Here is a 17,858-nt window from a genome sequence, read left to right on the forward strand (position 1 = left end):
AGCTGCTTGAGCGGAGAGTGCTCAAGCAGCTGTGGTGGACAAGAACGTTAGGCTACCAATCGAAGAGCTGAGTCGAGGGCGCGTTGTTTGATTGTCGCACCCTGACCGAACCAGGCTGAATCTACCCGGTACTCCGAGCTCCTGGCCCTGCGCTCGTGATCAACGTATTCAGTCACGGCGTTCAACAGACCCCATGCGGTGCCACGAGCCGATTCCAGGTCAGACCCCCGGCCTTTTCCTTGGTATAGGCTTTGCACCTTTTCCATTGCCCGTTTATTTGGCAGCACTTCGGGGATGGGGTCCCCAGAGCCGGTGTCGCACAGTACTTCCATGAAAAAGCCCATAGCCTCATGCCACTGTACTTTGCGTGCGGCGAGCATGTTCATTCGGTACATGAATTCGTCCCATTGCGAGACGGCGATGCCCAATTGTTTCTTCACTGTCTGTGGAACAAAACGTGTGCTGTGTGGGACCTTGATGGCGTGTGTGGCTCCATCCAATGCAACCGCCAGTGTGTTGTTGCAAACCACGCGAATGCTGGTAGGTGTTGCCGTGGTGGCGAGCGTGCCGTCGCAAGAGGTTGCCAGTAGTAGATAGCCGTTTACTTGATCGTTTCCTTTCAGAGTGCTCGTATGCCCTGTCCTGGCGAGAGCCCAGAATTTGCGGCCTCCTTTCAATACACCTGCCGTTTCCAACTCATACCCTGATACCTCAGTGAGATCTCGGTAGAACTCCAGCACTTCGCCAGGCTGGACCACTTGATAACGACTGGAAACCACCGACAACGGAGATTTTGTGTCGGAACGATAAAGGACTTTCTGCTCTGAAAAGGAGTGAATCGTGCTCAGGTGTCCGACGGCATCGGCTTTGAAATGTACGGGGCTTTCCTCGATCTGCCAGCTCATCCCGGCTTCTCGCTGCCATATCTCCAGAGGTTGCTTCGGCGAAAGACTGGAGCCCAAGCCGTGCCAAGGTGTTGCACCGCTGTACGCCATTTGTTCGATAAGGTGTGTCATGCAATGTCCTTAAAGTTATTGCCACAGCTCATCCTCCATACAGACTCATAGGGGCGACGGTGGCGTATTTTTTAACGGGATGTGGAAACGTTATGGAGCTGGTGAGACTTAGGGCCCAGCCCTTATTTAACGGTGTCTGGCGAGGTTCAAGCAGCTTTGGCAGGCAATGGGAGATAGCGTGTTTTGAACGCTGTTATTTGCGTTGGTAAAGCTGGCAGCTTCCCTAGAAAGTGCGTGAAGGAAAGCTCCAGCGAACCCGGTGAATGGGCAGTTTCTGCTCAGCTTAGATTTCACGTCCTTTCCGTCAGCGATAGCCCGCAACGTGGCACCAGCCAGCGAAATAATTGAGAAAATTTTCCGAGAGGGTGTGTTCGAAGCTCTTGGATTTGGACTGCATGATGGGCAACTGAGTGGCATGCCTGTGCTCCTGTTGAATGGACAAATAGGTCTTGAGAGGCCTGCTCTTTGCAGGTTGGTTGCCGACGAGGATGCCCAAAAACTTGGACTCTCCTGTTCATGATGTGTGGCTGAGATTTTTTGCGTTGTTGCTTGGATCGGTTCTGGGCAACAACCGAGCTCTAGCATTGCAAGATGGGTTTTGAGCAACGCTGGGCCAGATCTGAAGCCATCGACCTCGTTGGCCGGTGGTGGGGAGGGGGGAGTTAGGGGGCAAGGATTTGCTGCCTCGTGATGATGGCTTCGTGTCTCATTTTTCCAATGGCCCAAATCGTGTATTTTTTTAATTCGAGAAGAGCACAACCACGCCTGTTGATGTGCCGGTAGAGTTTTCTCTCCGCAACGATACGAAGGTAGGCAAATGATGAGTTCAGATACCCCACCAACCGCCAGAATTTTGAGGCTCACACAGGTCCGCGAGCGTTTGGGGCTCTCACGTTCAACCATTTATGATCGGCTCAACAATCGCTCTCCTCGCTACGATGCTTCATTCCCTAAGCCCGTGAAAATAGGGATCTCTGCCGTAGGTTGGATCGAATCCTCGCTGAACGAATGGATAGGCAATCGCCCTAGCTGTTGACACCGTAAATCGAGTTGATCGAGGAGTTGGGCTTTGGCACTAACTCTTTAAGTTATAAATTTTTTAGCTATTAGTATTTACTAACAATTTCCCAGTCAAAGCGCCACCGCTATAGGCATAAGCCTTCAGGCGAGTTCTGGTTCATTTGTTATTGTTAATATGAATAAAAGAAATACGTCTATAAAACTAATCTGATAGCAGTCGGAAAGGAGTGGGGTTGGCCATGTACTCAGAAAATGAAATGGCACTGTTTGCATCTTGTTATAAGACGGCGGGGAGTAATGCAGGTGGGGGAGAATTAGCTGTTCGGGTGCTAGGTGATGAGTGGCATGTTGCAGATTATATTTGCACGATAGAAAAAGTGTTGAAAAAAATAATATCGACTAAGAGTCCTTTGTTTTATGTGGTGCCGATCGGCCGGTCCGGTGGTCATAGATTGAAGATGAGTGAACTCGGAGTTAAGTTCATTAATCTTCTACAGGCTGAACTTAAGTTGGTGTCCAAGAATTTCCCGTACTATGAATTTAATCCGTATGTTTCTATCTTCTTTGATGTTACCTACAAGCTTGAGCTTAATAACTTGGCTTGGGAGCTAAGGGGTAAGCTTGTACCAAACCTTACCTTGTCTGTGGCTACCCTAAATACAGCTATTGAAGAGCTTAGGCGCTTAGGTAAGACGGAGAGATTTAAGGCTAAATTAAGAAATTTCCGTCGTGTTGCGGATAAGAATTTTGTTGAGGTTAAAAGATATATAAACGGGATATTCTCAGTTTATTCGCGGCTTATGGTTGTTCGTCTTGATCTCGGCTACAGTAGGACGCTAGCAGATATAGACGTCGAAAAAGAAGTTGAGCATAGGAATGTAAGTAAAGATAGAGTGGAGTTTTTTAAGGCTCTAAATAATGTTGCAAAAGATAAGATGGTCGGCTTTGTTTGGAAGTTAGAGTATGGCCTAGATAAGTTTTATCACTACCATTTGATGTTGTTTTTCGACGGTTCTCAGGTCCAGGAAGATGTTATGTGGGCCAAGCGGGCAGGGGAGATCTGGGTCGGCGAGGTTACAAAAGGTGATGGTGTTTACTTTAATTGTAATCGTAAGAAACATCTTTATAGAGACTGCGGAATTGGAGTTGTAGAGCATCATGATCAAAAAAAGCGCGAAAACTTGATGCTGGCTGCCTCTTACTTAACGAAGCCCGACTATTATTTGCGAATGGTACTTCCTGGAAAATCTCGAGCGCTCGGAAAGGGGTTAGCGCCTAAATTACCTGCTAAGAAGATGGGTAGGCCCAGGTCACTGGTTCAAGCCTCATAAAAAACAACTCAAGCCTATCACTGGCTTGAGTTGTTTTTTATGAGGTGAAGATCAGAATTTAAATCCAAACTCTTTGAACATATCATCATGGATAATCCATTTTCTTATGGTTTTATCAGCGTTGTCCCCTGAAAGGGTGAACTCTTCACTTGATTGAACCTCTCCCAAAATTGAGTTGACGGCATCTCTTGCTGTGGTCCATTTACTCGTTGATCGTTTCGTTGTTAACAATTCTTTGATTAGCAGCTTTATAGCGTCATGACGTTTGGCTGCTTTTATTCCGCCAGTTGATTTGCTTGTTTTCTTGGATTGATTTTTTTCTTGTCGGATTATAGCCACCTCTTTTTCTGCGAGTGCCCCGCTTAGAAACAAGGCCTCGGCAATATAAGACCAGGCCTTTTCCGTTTCTCCCTCTTCCACAGCTAGGGTCGCCATTATAGTCAGCGTAAGCGAGGCGTGATAAAAGTATTCATAAGGGTTCTTTGCGAGCCCTAGCGTGTGGTTTATCCAAAGAACTTCAATTTTGTTGGTGGGCTCAGAATTTATTTTTATGTCGTTTTCTATTTCTTTTTTGAGTCGGTTGAAATTAGTTTTCTTGTCGATGAGCTTAGTGCTCTCATCAAGTAACTGGAAATTCTTTTCAATTGCGTCACGTGGAGTTCGGTGGGCTAGTGCTTGATAAAAGTTTTTAGTTACGCCTAGCCCCGTTGTTCCATTCTGTTTAGGCTTCGGTACGGCTACTCTTTTGTCAATGGTCGGCATCTAAAGTCCTGGTTGTTTTGACCGCATAATTAGTTTTAATTGCTGTTTGCCAAAATTTGCTATTCCGCTGTGTCGCTGGTTTTGCTTCCCATAAAGCTTGCCCAGTCGGTCATCAATGCTCTGCGTTTGTCTAGAAAATCTGAGCGAGAGTACGCCCCTTCAGTCTGGTCACGCTCATCATGCGCCAGAGCCATCTCGCAAACCTCCCGTGGGTAGTGAGTGCATTCACCGGCCCAGTCTCTAAATGAGGATCGAAAGCCGTGTCGGGTGATGTGTTCGTATCCCATGCCATGCAGGAGCGTCCGTACTGCGTTTGCGTGCATGACTCCTGTCTTGCCCTGGCCTGGGAATAGAAAGGCGCTTCCCTCATCTCGTGGAATGCTCTTCACTAGCTTTACGACTTCCTCTGCAAGCGGAATTACGAAAGCTACCCGCATCTTCATTCGCTCACCTGGCAGCGACCAAGTCCCAGCTTCTAGATCAAACTCATCCCAACGAGCGAACCTGACCATGTGCGCGCGTGCGCTGGTCATGATCAACAGTTGAGCGGCCCAAGACGGAGGCGTGGAGTTTGCCCTGAGTTTTGTCATCAAATCCGGCACATCCTGCCAGCGCAACGCTTCAAAGTGCTCGCGCTTCCGGGCCTTCTTCTTTTCAGCGCGGCTCAACAGATTGTCTAAATGCCCGCGCCAGCGAGCAGGGTTCTCCCCCTGTCGCAGGTTGCGTGCCTTGGCGGCGTCCAAAACTTGCTCAATTTGCCCACGTACCTCATCGGCGGTTCGCGTTTTGGTAGCCCAGATGGGTTGCAGCACCTTGAGCACTTCGGGAGTACCGATGTCTTCGGCTGACAGCTTGCCTATGTGATTAAACGCATACAGCTCCAGCTTCCGTAGCCACCCTTTACGCCACTTCTCAGACCACGCCGCTCCGTGAGCATCACGGTATTCCGTTGCAAGTGTCTCGAACTTCAGTTGTTTGGCTTCACTTGCTCGCTGGGCTTCCCGTTGAGCTGCGCGCTCTATGTCACGAGCGGCTAATGGGTCTATGCCATCACTCAATTGGGTGCGTTTAGCACTGGCATCTTGTCTGGCCTTCTTGAGACTCACCTCAGGGAATGAGCCCAGACCCATCTCTCTACGACGGCCCGCCAGTTGGAAGCGGAGTGTCCAGGATTTACTTCCGCTAGGTTTTACTTCCAACCGTAGGCCATCACCATCTTCATAGGTGCCAGGTTCGGTCAGGTTTTCGACTTGTTTCGGATTCAGCTTAGCCATTAGATTTCCCCTGTCGTCCCTTTTGTCCCCCCACCTGTCCCCCCACTTCATCGTTGGATGAGGTTAAATGGCGTTGAACACCATCGGACAGGGGAATGCCTGAAAGCCCCGGAATAGCTAAGCTATCAGGAAGATTCTTGGATGGGATAGGATTATTTCGGACAATTAAAAAGCCGGCTTGTGGCCGGCTTCTCGGGGACTGGCTTGGTTCATTTTTGGTAAACCGCGCCAGCCTTCAAAACGTACACCCGGATCTTGCGTCCGGCTGTGGGACTTGGCGAGAAAGTGATCTGCCTTGTCGGTGCGATCAGCGCCGCGGGGCGGGGTGATGCGCAAATGTGGGGCGCAGCATACTGATTTTTTTGGGGAATTCCCAGTGGGAAGTGCCGGGTAGAGCGATTGCAGTAATGTGTAGCTGCTGCCGTAGGCTGCGCAGCAGTCGTAATCCCGGCAACCGCGGTCTTCCTGTAACACCGCGAATCATGGGTTTACGACTGCTGCGCAGCCGAACGCAGGCTTCGCCAGCTGCTACAGGAGCGTGCCTCACAGGAACGGCACCGGTGGCCGTCGCTTGTTCAGCGTCGAGCACCAGAACACCCACCCCAGCACCCGAATGTTCTGCTCTTCAATCTGCGCCGCTCTAAACACCTCATCCGGGTATTCCGCGCTGTTGTGGCTGCGTAATCGCAACCCATTCCCCGGCATGCGGTGCAGGTATTTGATGCGCAGCATGCCGTCATGCTCGATCGCGTAGATCTCGCCATCAACAATCTGGGTCAAACCGCGATCGATGGCGATGGTGGAGCCGTCTTCAATCTTCTCCGCCATGCTGTTGCCGACCATATAGGCGCAGATGGCGTCGTTGTGGTTGATTTCCAGGGAGTCGAGGTGGCTTCGGGGAAGGCGGATGGGGTGGCTGTCGTCTTCGATGACGTGGGTTTTGCTGGAGCCGAGGGTGACGGGTGTTTCTTTATAGAAGGGCAGTTCGACGTCGGTGGGCTCGATGACGGTGTAGACGCCGCGGATGGCCTGCGTGTTGTAGGTGTTGCCGGTTTCGTCGAACAGGCACTGGTCTTTCGGGCCTTCGGCGTTTTTCAGCCAGTTGCTGTTGACGGAGAGCTTTCGGGCGACCTCTTCCATGCAGTGGGCGGGCACGCCGCGGGTGTACCAGTTGTGGACGTTTTGCGGCGCTGTGTCCAGGAATTCGGCAAATCCTGTTGTCGTGATGTTCGCCGCTTTGAGCAGCGCTTTAAACCGTGGACCGCTAGTGTTCTTTTTCATGAACGCGAGTTTACGGGCGCGGGCCAGGGCTTTGAATAAACGGACTGTTCAAATTGCGCGGGAATTTTAAGACCGGATGTAAGACGTCTTACGCCAGTTTTAAACAAGAAAAAACCAAATGCCCAAATTCTTAAACGCCACGTTTAAAGTCACATTTTCAGCGCCCACAAAAAACCCCGGATAAACCGGGGCTCTTCTTGAAGCATGCAGCTTGCAGCTCAACGCTGGCTTTAGCCTTTGTAAGCAGCAACCGACTTCATGATCTCGGTGCGAGCGGCTTCGGAGTCGCCCCAACCTTCGATCTTCACCCATTTGCCTTTTTCGAGGTCTTTGTAGTTCGCGAAGAAGTGCTCGATCTGCTGGATCAGCAGCTGTGGCAGGTCGCTGCATTCCTTCACGTCGACGTACAGCTGGGACAGCTTGTCGTGTGGGACTGCGATGACTTTGGCATCGCCGCCGCCGTCGTCGGTCATGTGCAGGATGCCGATTGGGCGGGCGCGGATAACCGAACCTGGAGCAACCGGGTAAGGGGTCACGACCAGCACGTCGAGGGGGTCACCGTCGTCAGCCAGGGTGTTGGGGATGAAACCGTAGTTGGCCGGGTAGAACATCGGGGTGGCCATGAAACGGTCAACGAACAGGCAATCGCTGTCTTTGTCGATTTCGTACTTGATCGGCGCGTGGTTGGCCGGGATCTCGATCGCGACGTAGATGTCGTTCGGCAGGTCTTTGCCAGCCGGAATCTTGCTGTAGCTCATTGGGCGGTGCCCCCGTTAGTTGACCAAAAACACTTGGCCGGATTGACCAAAAAGTGGCGGCGATTATAGGCATATTCCGCCGCCGATGCCATGCGCCTTGGGTCGTGTAGACCTTAGTCGTGTCCCTGATAGACAGGGCTTTGCGTCTGAAGTTGCCGCAGCCGTGCCAGCGGGTCTTGCCGGTAAAACAGCCGCAACTGCTCGTAGACCTGTGGATAAGCCTCGTGCAGCAAATCCGGGGCGCTGAAGAAGTATTCGCTGGTGACGGCGAAGAATTCGGCCGGGTTCTCGGCGGCGTAGGGGTCGATGGCGGTTTCGGCGTCCGGGTTGCGGTCCAGATGGCGGTTGAGGTCATCGTAGGCCTGTTGCATGACCGTTGCCCAGTCGCTGACGCGCATGTCCGGATGCAGCGGCGGCAGGCCGTTGGCGTCGCCGTTGAGCATGTCGAGTTTGTGCGCCAGTTCGTGGATCACCAGGTTGTAGCCTTCCCAGCCGCCGCTGGCCATGACGCCGGGCCAGGCGAGGATGATCGGGCCTTGCTGCCAGGCTTCGCCGCTGTGTTCGCCGTCCCATTCGTGTTCGACGCCACTGGCATCGCGATGGCGCTGAGGACTGAGGAAGTCGTCGGGGTAGAGGACGATCTCGTGGAAACCCTGATACCAGTTCAAATCGCCGAGGTTCAGCAACGGCCATTGCGCCTGGGCGGCGAGCAGCAGGCGTTGTTCCTGGTGGAGTTCGACGCCGGGCAGGGCGGTCAGGTGTTTGTCTTCCAGGAACAGCACGCTGGCTTCACGCAGCCATTGATCTTCAGCGACGCTGATGCCATCCAGGAAGCTCAAGTGATGGCGCACCCGTTGCCACATTTCGTCGGCAATCGGGTGCCTGGCCAGGATGCGCCGGCGACGCCAGGCGCTCAGGGACCACATGAGCGCTCAGCGGGTTTCGGCTTTGGAGCTCGAACCGCCGAAGCGGCTGCGCACGACGCCGATGATCATCGGCACCAGCGACAGCAGGATGATGCCCACCACCAGCAGCGACAGGTTTTTCTTGATGAACGGTACGTTGCCGAAGAAGTAACCGAGGGTTACCAGGCCGCCGACCCACAGGATCGTGCCGAGCACGCTAAAGAAGAAGAAGCGCGGGTAAGGCATCCGGGCGATGCCGGCGACGAACGGTGCAAAGGTACGAATGATCGGCAGGAAGCGCGCCATGGTCACGGTTTTGCCGCCGTGCTTGTCGTAGAAATCGTGGGTTTGTTGCAGGTAGTCGCGGCGGAAGATTTTCGAGTTCGGGTTGCTGAAGAGCTTCTCGCCTGCCGTTCGTCCGATCACGTAGTTGGTGCTGTCGCCGAGGATCGCCGCCAGCATCAGCAGGCCACCCAGCAGCATCGGGTCCATGCCGCCGCCGGCCGCAACCGCGCCGGCGATGAAAAGCAGGGAGTCGCCCGGCAGGAAGGGCATCACCACCAGGCCGGTTTCGCAGAAGATCACCAGAAACAGGATGGCGTAGATCCATGGCCCGTAATTGTTTACCAGCAAATCGAGGTACACATCGAGATGCAGGACAAGGTCGATCGGGTTGAAATCCATGGGGGGCACCTGTGGTGATGGTCCGACTCAGCAGACCTGTGCGGATGACTTTATGTAAGCCTACAAGTGGGTGTAGTTTTTCTTACAAGCGCGGAAGCTCGGGATTATACGGTGGGAATAGTGAAAAGCGCGTCGAGATTGTAGCGAGGGATGTCGCGGATGATCCGTGTCCGACAGGCTGCACCCAAACACGTCTGGCGAGGGAGCTTGCTCCCGCTGGAGGGCGAAGCACTCCCAAAGCCTGCATTTACAGTGTGTCAGGAGAATCTTGTTGGCCGGGTTACGACTGCTGCGCAGCCGAGCGGGAGCAAGCTCCCTCGCCATAAAAGCTCGCCCGGCCCGAAATTGTTATAACTCGTCGCTAATCGGCAATACGTAGTTCTTGAATTCGGTGTCTTCCTTGAACCCGATCGACTCGTACGTCTTCTGCGCCACTTCGTTGTTGCTGCTGGTGGACACACGCATGCGCACGGCATTGGTTTCCTTGGCCATTTTCTTCGCAGTGCGGATCAGGTTGTCGGCCACCAGTTGGCGGCGGGCGTCTTCGGCGACGTAGATGTCGTTGAGGATCCACACGCGTTTAAGCGAAAGGGACGAAAAGCTCGGGTAGAGCTGACAGAAACCCATCAGTTTGTTGTTGTCGTCATCGGCCAGGGCCAGGTAGATCACCGATTCCTTGCGGCGCAGGCGTTTTTCGAGGAACGCACGGGACGAGTCCGGATACGGCAGGGAGCCATAAAACTCGCGATATTTGACGAATAACGGGGTCAGCAGGTCCAGGTGTTCGAGGGTCGCTTGAATAATCCGCATGGTAGGTCTCGCTTCAAGTGGCTGTCATACGTGCGTGACGGCGATGGGAAACCCCTGGCGGCCGTGCGTCGATCCTGCCTGAAACCGAATCAGAAACGCAATGCGGAAACGGTTCAGGCATCCGGCGGGCTGAGTAGGAAATTACCTTTCATGTCCGCTCCAGTTTCCGACTCCAATGTCTGAACCTGGGCTTCGTCCTTCAAATTGACCCCCGACAACTGCCGCCGACAGGCTTCGCGCATCAGATACAGCAAGCGATGTGCTGCCATGCCGTAACTGAGGCCTTCGAGCCGGACGTTGGAAATGCAGTTGCGATAAGCATCCGTGAGGCCAATCTTTGGATTGTAGGTGAAATATAAACCCAGACTATCAGGAGAACTGAGTCCCGGGCGTTCACCAATCAGGATCACCACCATTTTCGCGCCCAGCAGCTCGCCGATCTCATCGGCGACGGCCACCCGGCCCTGTTCCACCAGAATCACCGGTGACACGGACCAGCCATCCTCCGAGGCCTGTTCTTCCAGACGCGTCAGAAACGGAACGGTATGACGATGAACCGCCAATGCCGACAAACCATCGGCCACCACCATCACTAAATCCACGCCGCCCGGATGGGCCGAGGCGTAATCACGCAGGGTCTGTGCCGACTCATCGCTCAACTTGCGACCCAGATCGGGGCGTTGCAAATAGCTGTTCCGGTCCGTCGCCGCGCTGTGCAGCAGCAGACTCTCGCGCCCACGCTCGGCCAGTTGCGCGCTGAGCCCGGCATGGTCGAACGGCAAATGCACCGCGTCCCGGGCCTGGGCGTGGGCGAATTGGAAATCCAGTTGCGCCTTGGTCGGCATGCTGGTGCCAGTGCGGCCCAGGGCAATGCGCGCCGGGGTCAGGCGCCGCAGTTCCAGCCACGGGTTCTGCGGATCCAAGGGTGGTTTATCCATATCAACACTCATCCCAGTTGCGCCAGGGCCTGGCGGAAGGCCGGCGGCAGGTTGTTACCAAAGTGAACCTTGCCGTCCGCCTGAGTGAAAATTCCCATCTTTGCCAGCCATTGTTCGAACTCCGGCGCCGGTTTCAAGCCCAGGGTTTGCCGGGCGTAGAGGGCGTCGTGGAACGAAGTGGTCTGGTAGTTGAGCATGATGTCGTCGGAGCCGGGGATGCCCATGATGAAGTTGATCCCGGCCACGCCCAGCAGGGTCAGCAGGGTGTCCATGTCGTCCTGGTCGGCTTCGGCGTGGTTGGTGTAGCAGATGTCGCAACCCATCGGCACGCCCAGCAACTTGCCGCAGAAGTGGTCTTCGAGGCCGGCGCGGATGATCTGTTTACCGTTGTAGAGGTATTCCGGGCCGATAAATCCTACGACGGTGTTCACCAAAAACGGTTTGAAATGTCGCGCCACGGCGTAGGCCCGCGTCTCGCAGGTCTGTTGATCGATGCCGTGGTGGGCGTTGGCTGACAGGGCGCTGCCCTGGCCGGTTTCGAAATACATCAGGTTCTGGCCGAGGGTGCCGCGATTCAGGCTCAAACCCGCGTCGTAGCCTTCCTGTAATACATTCAGGTTGATGCCGAAACTGGCGTTGGCCGCTTCGGTGCCGGCGATCGACTGGAACACCAGGTCCAGCGGTACGCCACGGTTTACCGCTTCGATAGACGTTGTTACGTGGGTCAAGACGCACGCTTGTGTAGGGATTTCGTAGCGCTGGATGATCGCGTCGAGCATTTCCAGCATCGCGCAGATCGAGGCGATGCTGTCGGTGGCCGGGTTGATGCCGATCATCGCGTCGCCGTTGCCGTACAGCAGACCGTCGAGAATGCTTGCGGCGATGCCCGCCGGTTCGTCGGTGGGGTGGTTCGGTTGCAGACGAGTGGATAAGCGCCCGCGCAGGCCCATGGTGCCGCGAAACTGGGTGACCACGCGGATCTTCTGCGCCACCAGCACCAGGTCCTGCACGCGCATGATTTTCGACACGGCGGCGGCCATTTCCGGGGTCAGGCCGGGAGCGAGGGCGCGCAGGCTCTGTTCGTCGGCGGCGTCGCTGAGCAGCCAGTCGCGAAAGCCGCCGACCGTGAGGTGGCTGACCACGGCGAAGGCTTGTTTGTCATGAGTGTCGATGATCAGTCGGGTGACTTCATCGGCCTCGTAGGGAATCAGTACTTCCTGCAGGAAGTGGGTCAGCGGGATGTCGGCCAACGCCATTTGCGCAGCCACACGCTCGCCATCGTTGAGCGCGGCAACGCCGGCCAGGAAGTCCCCGGAACGCGCCGGGCTGGCCTTGGCCATGACGTCCTTGAGGCTCTCGAAGCGGTAGGTCTGGGCGCCGACGGAATGGGCAAATGTGGCCATGGGACGGGGTCCTCCTGATTCTGTAAATCACTCAAATAACCCACCGAAACCCTGTGGGAGCGGGCTTGCTCGCGAAAGTGGTGTGTCAGTCGACATCAACATAACTGACCCACCGCTTTCGCGAGCAAGCCCGCTCCCACATTGGGTCTCGGTGCACTTCGATGTGGCAGGCGCCGGTCATTCAGCCCGGCACCGGTGCAACTCAGATACCTTCGAGCATAGCGTCTGCCGGCGCATCGGAACGTTGCTTGGCGGTCAACTGGAAATACAGATAACCCACCGCCATGAACCCAAGGAAAACCAAGCCAATCACAGTGTTGAACCACGCCATTGCGATCAAACACACCACCGCCAGGAACAGCGCAATCCCCGGCACGATCGGGTAGCCCGGCGCGCGGAAGGTGCGTTCCAGGTTCGGCTCGGTTTTACGCAGTTTGAACAGGCTCAGCATACTGATGATGTACATCACGATGGCGCCGAATACCGACATGGTGATCATCGCCGCCGTCAGGGTCATGCCTTGCAGATTGACCAGTCCATCGCTGTAGATCGCCGCGATGCCGATCACGCCGCCGGCCAGAATCGCCCGGTGCGGGGTCTGGAAGCGCGAGAGTTTGGCCAGGCCTTTAGGCAGGTAACCGGCCCGCGCCAACGCGAAGAACTGCCGCGAGTAGCCCAGAATGATCCCGTGGAAACTCGCCACCAGACCGAACAGGCCGATCCAGACCAGCATGTGCATCCAGCTCGAATTGTTGCCAACCACGGCTTTCATCGCCTGGGGCAGCGGGTCGTTGATGTTCGACAGTTGACGCCAATCGCCAACGCCGCCGGCCATCACCATCACGCCGATAGCCAGGAACACCAGAGTCAGAATGCCGCTGACATAGGCCTTGGGAATCGTGCGTTTCGGGTCCTTGGCTTCTTCGGCCGCCATGGCTGCGCCTTCAATGGCCAGAAAGAACCAGATCGCAAAGGGAATCGCCGCAAAGATGCCGGGGATCGAGGCCATGGTGAATTCGTTGGAACCCGACCAGCCGTTAAGCACGAAGTTGCTGAAACTGAAGCCCGGCGCGACCACGCCCATGAACACCAGCAATTCGGCAACCGCCAATACGGTGACCACCAATTCAAAGGTCGCGGCGATGCTGACACCGAGGATGTTCAGGGTCATGAACACGAAGTAGGCGCCGACCGCCGCGATCTTGGGGTCCAGTTCCGGATATTGCACGTTGAGATACGCGCCGATGGCCATGGCAATCGCCGGCGGCGCAAACACGAATTCGATCAGGGTGGCGATGCCGGCGATCAAACCACCTTTCTCGCCAAACGCCCGCCGGCTGTAGGCAAACGGCCCGCCCGCGTGGGGGATCGCGGTGGTCAGTTCGGTGAAACTGAAGATGAAGCAGGTGTACATCGTCGCCACCATTAGTGCGGTGACGAGGAAACCCAGGGTGCCTGCGGTGCCCCAGCCGTAACTCCAGCCGAAGTACTCGCCGGAAATCACCAGGCCGACGGCAATGCCCCATAAGTGCAGGGTGCCGAGTGTGGGTTTGAGCTGTGTCGTAGAAGTCATAAGTCCTCTCTGTTTTTTATTGTTTGATCGGTTGGACTTTCGGGTGTGGCGGTTACAGCGGGCACGCAAAGCCCGTGCCAGAGGGGCAGGGCAGTGTTTGGGGGTGTGGCTGATGACGTCTTCGCGAGCAAGCCCGCTCCCACAGAGGTTCTATGAACACTGGAGAACCCCTGTGGGAGCGGGCTTGCTCGCGAAAGCGGTAGAAAGGGCGACACAGAAACACCTGCATCGCCCCGGTTTCTTAGAAGAAGCCCAACGGATTGATGTCGTAGCTCACCAGCAGGTTTTTAGTCTGCTGGTAGTGATCAAGCATCATTTTGTGGGTTTCACGCCCGACGCCAGACTTTTTGTAACCCCCGAACGCAGCGTGCGCCGGGTACAGGTGATAGCAGTTGGTCCACACACGACCGGCCTTGATGGCGCGGCCCATGCGGTAGGCGCGGTTGATGTCGCGGGTCCAGAGGCCGGCGCCCAGGCCGAACTCGGTGTCGTTGGCGATGGCCAGGGCTTCGGCTTCGTCTTTGAACGTGGTGATGCTCACCACCGGGCCAAAGATTTCTTCCTGGAACACACGCATTTTGTTGGTGCCCTTGAGCAGGGTCGGCTGGATGTAATACCCGGTCGCCAGGTTGCCCTCGAGTTTTTCCACCTTGCCGCCGGTCAGCAGCTCGGCGCCTTCGCCCTTGGCGATTTCCAGGTACGAAAGGATTTTGTCGAATTGTTGCTCGGACGCCTGGGCGCCGACCATGGTGTCGGTGTCCAGCGGGTCGCCACGTTTGATCGACAGGACTTTCTTCATCACCACTTTCATGAAGTCGTCGTAGATCGATTCCTGCACCAGTGCACGGGATGGGCAGGTGCAGACTTCGCCTTGGTTGAAGAACGCCAGCACCAAGCCTTCGGCGGCTTTTTCGATGAAGGTTTCTTCAGCTTGCATGATGTCGGCGAAGAAGATGTTCGGCGACTTGCCACCCAGCTCCACGGTGGACGGAATAATGTTTTCGGCGGCGGCGTGCATGATGTGCGAGCCGACCGGGGTCGAGCCAGTGAATGCAATTTTGGCGATGCGTTTGCTGGTCGCCAGCGCTTCGCCAGCTTCTTTGCCGAACCCTTGCACGACGTTGAGCACGCCGGGTGGCAGCAGGTCGCCGATCAGTTCCATCAGCACGGTGATGCCCAGCGGGGTTTGCTCGGCAGGCTTGAGCACCACGCAGTTACCGGCGGCCAGGGCCGGAGCGAGTTTCCACGCAGCCATCAGGATCGGGAAGTTCCACGGGATGATCTGACCGACCACGCCCAGCGGTTCATGGATGTGATAAGCCACGGTGTTGCCGTCGATTTCGGCAGCGCTGCCTTCCTGGGCACGAATGCAACCGGCGAAGTAGCGGAAGTGATCCGCCGCCAGCGGGATGTCGGCGTTGAGGGTTTCGCGAACGGCTTTGCCGTTGTCCCAGGATTCGGTGATGGCCAGGAGTTCCAGGTTCTGCTCGATGCGGTCGGCGATTTTCAGCAGCACCAGCGAGCGCGCCTGGGCGGACGTGGCGCCCCAGGCATCGGCAGCGGCGTGGGCAGCGTCCAGGGCTTTGTCGATGTCTTCGGCCGTGGAGCGCGGGAATTCGGCAATCGGTTGGCCATTTACTGGCGAAGTATTGGTGAAGTACTGACCTTTGACAGGCGCGACGAACTCGCCGCCGATGTAGTTACCGTATTTGCTCTTGAACGAAACGATAGCGCCTTCAGTACCGGGGTGAGCGTAACGCATGGTGATTTCTCCTTGGCTTTTGTGCTTATAAGGGAGAGCGCATGTGCGCCTGCTATAAGCGTAGAGCAAAGGTTGGGCCACTGCCTTGCAGGGCAGACAAATCAAGGCCTTGCGCGGTTTTTGTCGGACAAGCGGACGGGGGCTGTGACGGTTTCGGTACAGCCTGGGTGACAGTTTGTACCGCTTGTGGCACACGTTGTGACCGGGCGGTCTTGCCAGCATTGCAAAGCGCGCTGGCGTGGAGGATGCTCGGCCTCACGCTTTATGTAGCAGCTGCCGAAGGCTGCGTTCGAGTGCGAAGCGCTCGCCTCGGTTTGGCAATGAAATACGGGACACCGGTTTTACGACCGCTTCGCGGCCGGACGCAGCCTTCGGCAGCTGCTACACGGAAGCGAACCAGACTCTGCGGGGAGAATAATAAGAAATGCACGACAACCATTTGAGTCGCCATGCCCAGCAAGTCCTGACCGTTACCCAGGGCAAATCGCACCTGCACGGCCCCGGCAGCGATCCGTCGATTGCCCGGTCCTGGCTGCGTTGTCTAGAGGATTATCACCTCGACCCGGCCCTGACCATGGCGCCGACGGTGCTGGAGCATGGTCGCGTGCTGGAAAGCCGCGAACGCCTGCAGCAAGTGCTGCACATCGCCGGCAACGAAATGACCAGTCTGCACCAGCAACTCTCCGGCGCCGGCCACGCGGTGCTGCTGACCGACGCCCGTGGGGTGATCCTCAACTGCGTCACCGCCCCCGCTGAGCGGAAGATTTTCGAGCGCGCCGGGCTGTGGCTCGGCGCCGACTGGAGCGAAGCCTGCGAAGGCACCAACGGCATCGGCACTTGCCTGGTGGAACGCCAGGCGCTGACCATTCACCAGGACGAACACTTTCGCGGCCGCCACACGGGCTTGACCTGCTCGGCGAGCCCGGTGTTCGACCCCCATGGCGAACTGCTGGCGGTGCTCGACGTGTCCTCGGCCCGGCATGATGTCTCGCGCCAGAGCCAGTTCCACACCATGGCCCTGGTCAATCTCTCGGCAAAGATGATTGAGAGCTGCTATTTCCTGCGTTACTTCGACAATCAATGGCTGCTGCGTTTTCACCTTCAAGCGGAATCCGTCGGGCTGTTCAGCGAAGGGCTGCTGGCGTTTGATGGCGAGGGGCGGATCAGCGCGGTCAACCAGAGTGCGCTGAACCTGCTGGGACATATTCGCGGCGGATTGCTGGGCAAACCGGTGGAAATGTTTTTCGACTGCTCGCTGGATGAACTCCTCGGTCGCGCGAGCGTAAATGCCAGCGCCAGTTGGCCATTGCGCACCCGTGACGGGCGCAGTCTGTTTGCCTTGTTGCGCGGCCAGCCGCGCAGCATTCCGGTGCCGGTGGTGCCCAGTCCGGTGATTGCTGAACGTCCGCGTTTGTCCGGTATCTGCCTGGGCGATGCCGCGTTGCAGGAAGATTTCCGCAAATCCCTGAGAGTGTTCGAGCGCGATGTACCGCTGTTGATCAATGGCGAAACCGGCTCCGGCAAAGAGGCCTTCGCCAAAGCCGTGCACCACGCCAGTCAGCGCGCGGGAAAAGCCTTCGTTGCCCTCAACTGCGCGGCCATCCCGGAAAGCCTGATTGAAAGCGAACTGTTCGGCTATCGCGGCGGCAGTTTCACCGGGGCGCGCAAGGAAGGCATGCGCGGCAAGTTGCAGCAGGCCGATGGCGGCACGCTGTTCCTCGACGAAATCGGCGATATGCCCTTGGCGTTGCAGACTCGACTATTAAGGGTCTTGGAAGATCGCCAAGTGGTGCCGATTGGCGGCGAACCGGAATCGGTGAACGTCAGAATTATCAGCGCCACCCACCGGAACTTGCTGGATCGAGTGCAGGACGGCAGCTTCCGCGAGGATTTGTATTACCGGCTCAATGGGCTGGAAGTTGCCTTGCCTGCGCTGCGTGATCGCACCGATAAATCCCAGTTGCTCGATTTCCTGCTGGCCGAAGAGGCGGGCGGGGAGACAGTGTTGATTGATCAACCGGCGCGGCAGGCCTTGCTCGGTTTTGCCTGGCCGGGGAATGTGCGGCAGTTACGCAATGTGCTGCGTACCTTGGCGGCGTTGTGTGATGGCGGGCGGATCGGGCTGGAAGACTTGCCGGCGATGATTCGCCAGGCCCGGCCGGTGGTTGCGGCGGTGGTGGAAGAGCCTTCCGAGTTCCCGCTCGACGATGCCGAGCGGTTGGCGTTACTGAATGCGTTGGAGCAGCAGCGCTGGCATATGACCCATACGGCTGAGCAGCTAGGCGTCAGCCGTAACACTCTGTATAGAAAGCTGCGTAAGCATGGGATTGAGCGGTAGGCC

The 17,858-nt window shown here is 56.5% G+C and carries 15 protein-coding genes; 3 read left to right on the top strand and 12 right to left on the bottom strand.

Going from position 1 to position 17,858, the window contains the following annotated elements; all coding sequences use genetic code 11:
- Positions 1-47: 47 nt before the first annotated feature.
- Positions 48-1,016 (bottom strand): DUF932 domain-containing protein, encoded by a 969-nt coding sequence (locus tag HB680_RS28050; protein ID WP_213941582.1) that lies wholly within the window; start codon positions 1,014-1,016, stop codon positions 48-50.
- A gap of 820 nt (positions 1,017-1,836) precedes the next feature.
- Here HB680_RS28050 and HB680_RS28055 point away from each other — a divergent pair.
- Positions 1,837-2,052 carry an AlpA family phage regulatory protein gene (locus HB680_RS28055; protein WP_082367875.1) on the top strand — a complete coding sequence of 72 codons (216 nt, stop codon included), beginning with the start codon at positions 1,837-1,839 and terminating at the stop codon, positions 2,050-2,052.
- Positions 2,053-2,275: 223 nt separating this feature from the next.
- Positions 2,276-3,367 (top strand): inovirus-type Gp2 protein, encoded by a 1,092-nt coding sequence (locus HB680_RS28060; protein ID WP_213941583.1) that lies wholly within the window; start codon positions 2,276-2,278, stop codon positions 3,365-3,367.
- A gap of 51 nt (positions 3,368-3,418) precedes the next feature.
- On the opposite strand, the gene HB680_RS28065 is transcribed toward HB680_RS28060, so the two are convergent.
- The 11 genes from HB680_RS28065 to HB680_RS28115 all read right to left on the bottom strand — a co-directional run bounded on the left by HB680_RS28065 (position 3,419) and on the right by HB680_RS28115 (position 15,517).
- Positions 3,419-4,129 (bottom strand): hypothetical protein, encoded by a 711-nt coding sequence (locus HB680_RS28065; protein ID WP_213941584.1) that lies wholly within the window; start codon positions 4,127-4,129, stop codon positions 3,419-3,421.
- Between the two features lie 59 nt (positions 4,130-4,188).
- Positions 4,189-5,403, bottom strand: a complete 1,215-nt coding sequence (locus tag HB680_RS28070; RefSeq protein WP_213941585.1) for an integrase arm-type DNA-binding domain-containing protein — start codon at positions 5,401-5,403, stop codon at positions 4,189-4,191.
- A gap of 543 nt (positions 5,404-5,946) precedes the next feature.
- Positions 5,947-6,684: a S24 family peptidase gene (locus tag HB680_RS28075; protein ID WP_213941586.1), complete on the bottom strand. Its 738-nt coding sequence runs from the start codon at positions 6,682-6,684 to the stop codon at positions 5,947-5,949.
- A gap of 230 nt (positions 6,685-6,914) precedes the next feature.
- Positions 6,915-7,442, bottom strand: a complete 528-nt coding sequence (ppa, locus tag HB680_RS28080) for an inorganic diphosphatase (protein ID WP_054052377.1) — start codon at positions 7,440-7,442, stop codon at positions 6,915-6,917.
- A gap of 113 nt (positions 7,443-7,555) precedes the next feature.
- Complete coding sequence (locus HB680_RS28085) at positions 7,556-8,368, bottom strand: zinc-dependent peptidase (protein ID WP_213941587.1); 813 nt, start codon at positions 8,366-8,368, stop codon at positions 7,556-7,558.
- A gap of 6 nt (positions 8,369-8,374) precedes the next feature.
- Positions 8,375-9,031: a DedA family protein gene (locus tag HB680_RS28090; RefSeq protein ID WP_213941588.1), complete on the bottom strand. Its 657-nt coding sequence runs from the start codon at positions 9,029-9,031 to the stop codon at positions 8,375-8,377.
- Positions 9,032-9,379: 348 nt separating this feature from the next.
- Positions 9,380-9,841: a GNAT family N-acetyltransferase gene (locus HB680_RS28095; RefSeq protein ID WP_054052383.1), complete on the bottom strand. Its 462-nt coding sequence runs from the start codon at positions 9,839-9,841 to the stop codon at positions 9,380-9,382.
- A gap of 113 nt (positions 9,842-9,954) precedes the next feature.
- Positions 9,955-10,779: an ethanolamine ammonia-lyase subunit EutC gene (eutC, locus tag HB680_RS28100; protein WP_213941589.1), complete on the bottom strand. Its 825-nt coding sequence runs from the start codon at positions 10,777-10,779 to the stop codon at positions 9,955-9,957.
- Positions 10,780-10,787: 8 nt separating this feature from the next.
- Complete coding sequence (locus HB680_RS28105; protein ID WP_213941590.1) at positions 10,788-12,182, bottom strand: ethanolamine ammonia-lyase subunit EutB; 1,395 nt, start codon at positions 12,180-12,182, stop codon at positions 10,788-10,790.
- A 202-nt stretch (positions 12,183-12,384) separates the two neighbouring features.
- A complete protein-coding gene (eat, locus tag HB680_RS28110) occupies positions 12,385-13,755 on the bottom strand; it encodes an ethanolamine permease (protein ID WP_213941591.1) in 1,371 nt (456 codons plus the stop codon).
- A gap of 241 nt (positions 13,756-13,996) precedes the next feature.
- A complete protein-coding gene (locus HB680_RS28115; protein ID WP_054052388.1) occupies positions 13,997-15,517 on the bottom strand; it encodes an aldehyde dehydrogenase family protein in 1,521 nt (506 codons plus the stop codon).
- A gap of 424 nt (positions 15,518-15,941) precedes the next feature.
- On the opposite strand from HB680_RS28115, the gene HB680_RS28120 reads away from it, so the two are divergent.
- On the top strand, positions 15,942-17,855 hold the full coding sequence (locus HB680_RS28120) for a sigma-54-dependent Fis family transcriptional regulator (RefSeq protein WP_213941592.1): 1,914 nt from the start codon (positions 15,942-15,944) through the stop codon (positions 17,853-17,855).
- The last annotated feature ends 3 nt before the right edge of the window (positions 17,856-17,858 follow it).

The organism is Pseudomonas sp. dw_612, assembly GCF_018449725.1.
Taxonomy (GTDB): Bacteria; Pseudomonadota; Gammaproteobacteria; order Pseudomonadales; family Pseudomonadaceae; genus Aquipseudomonas.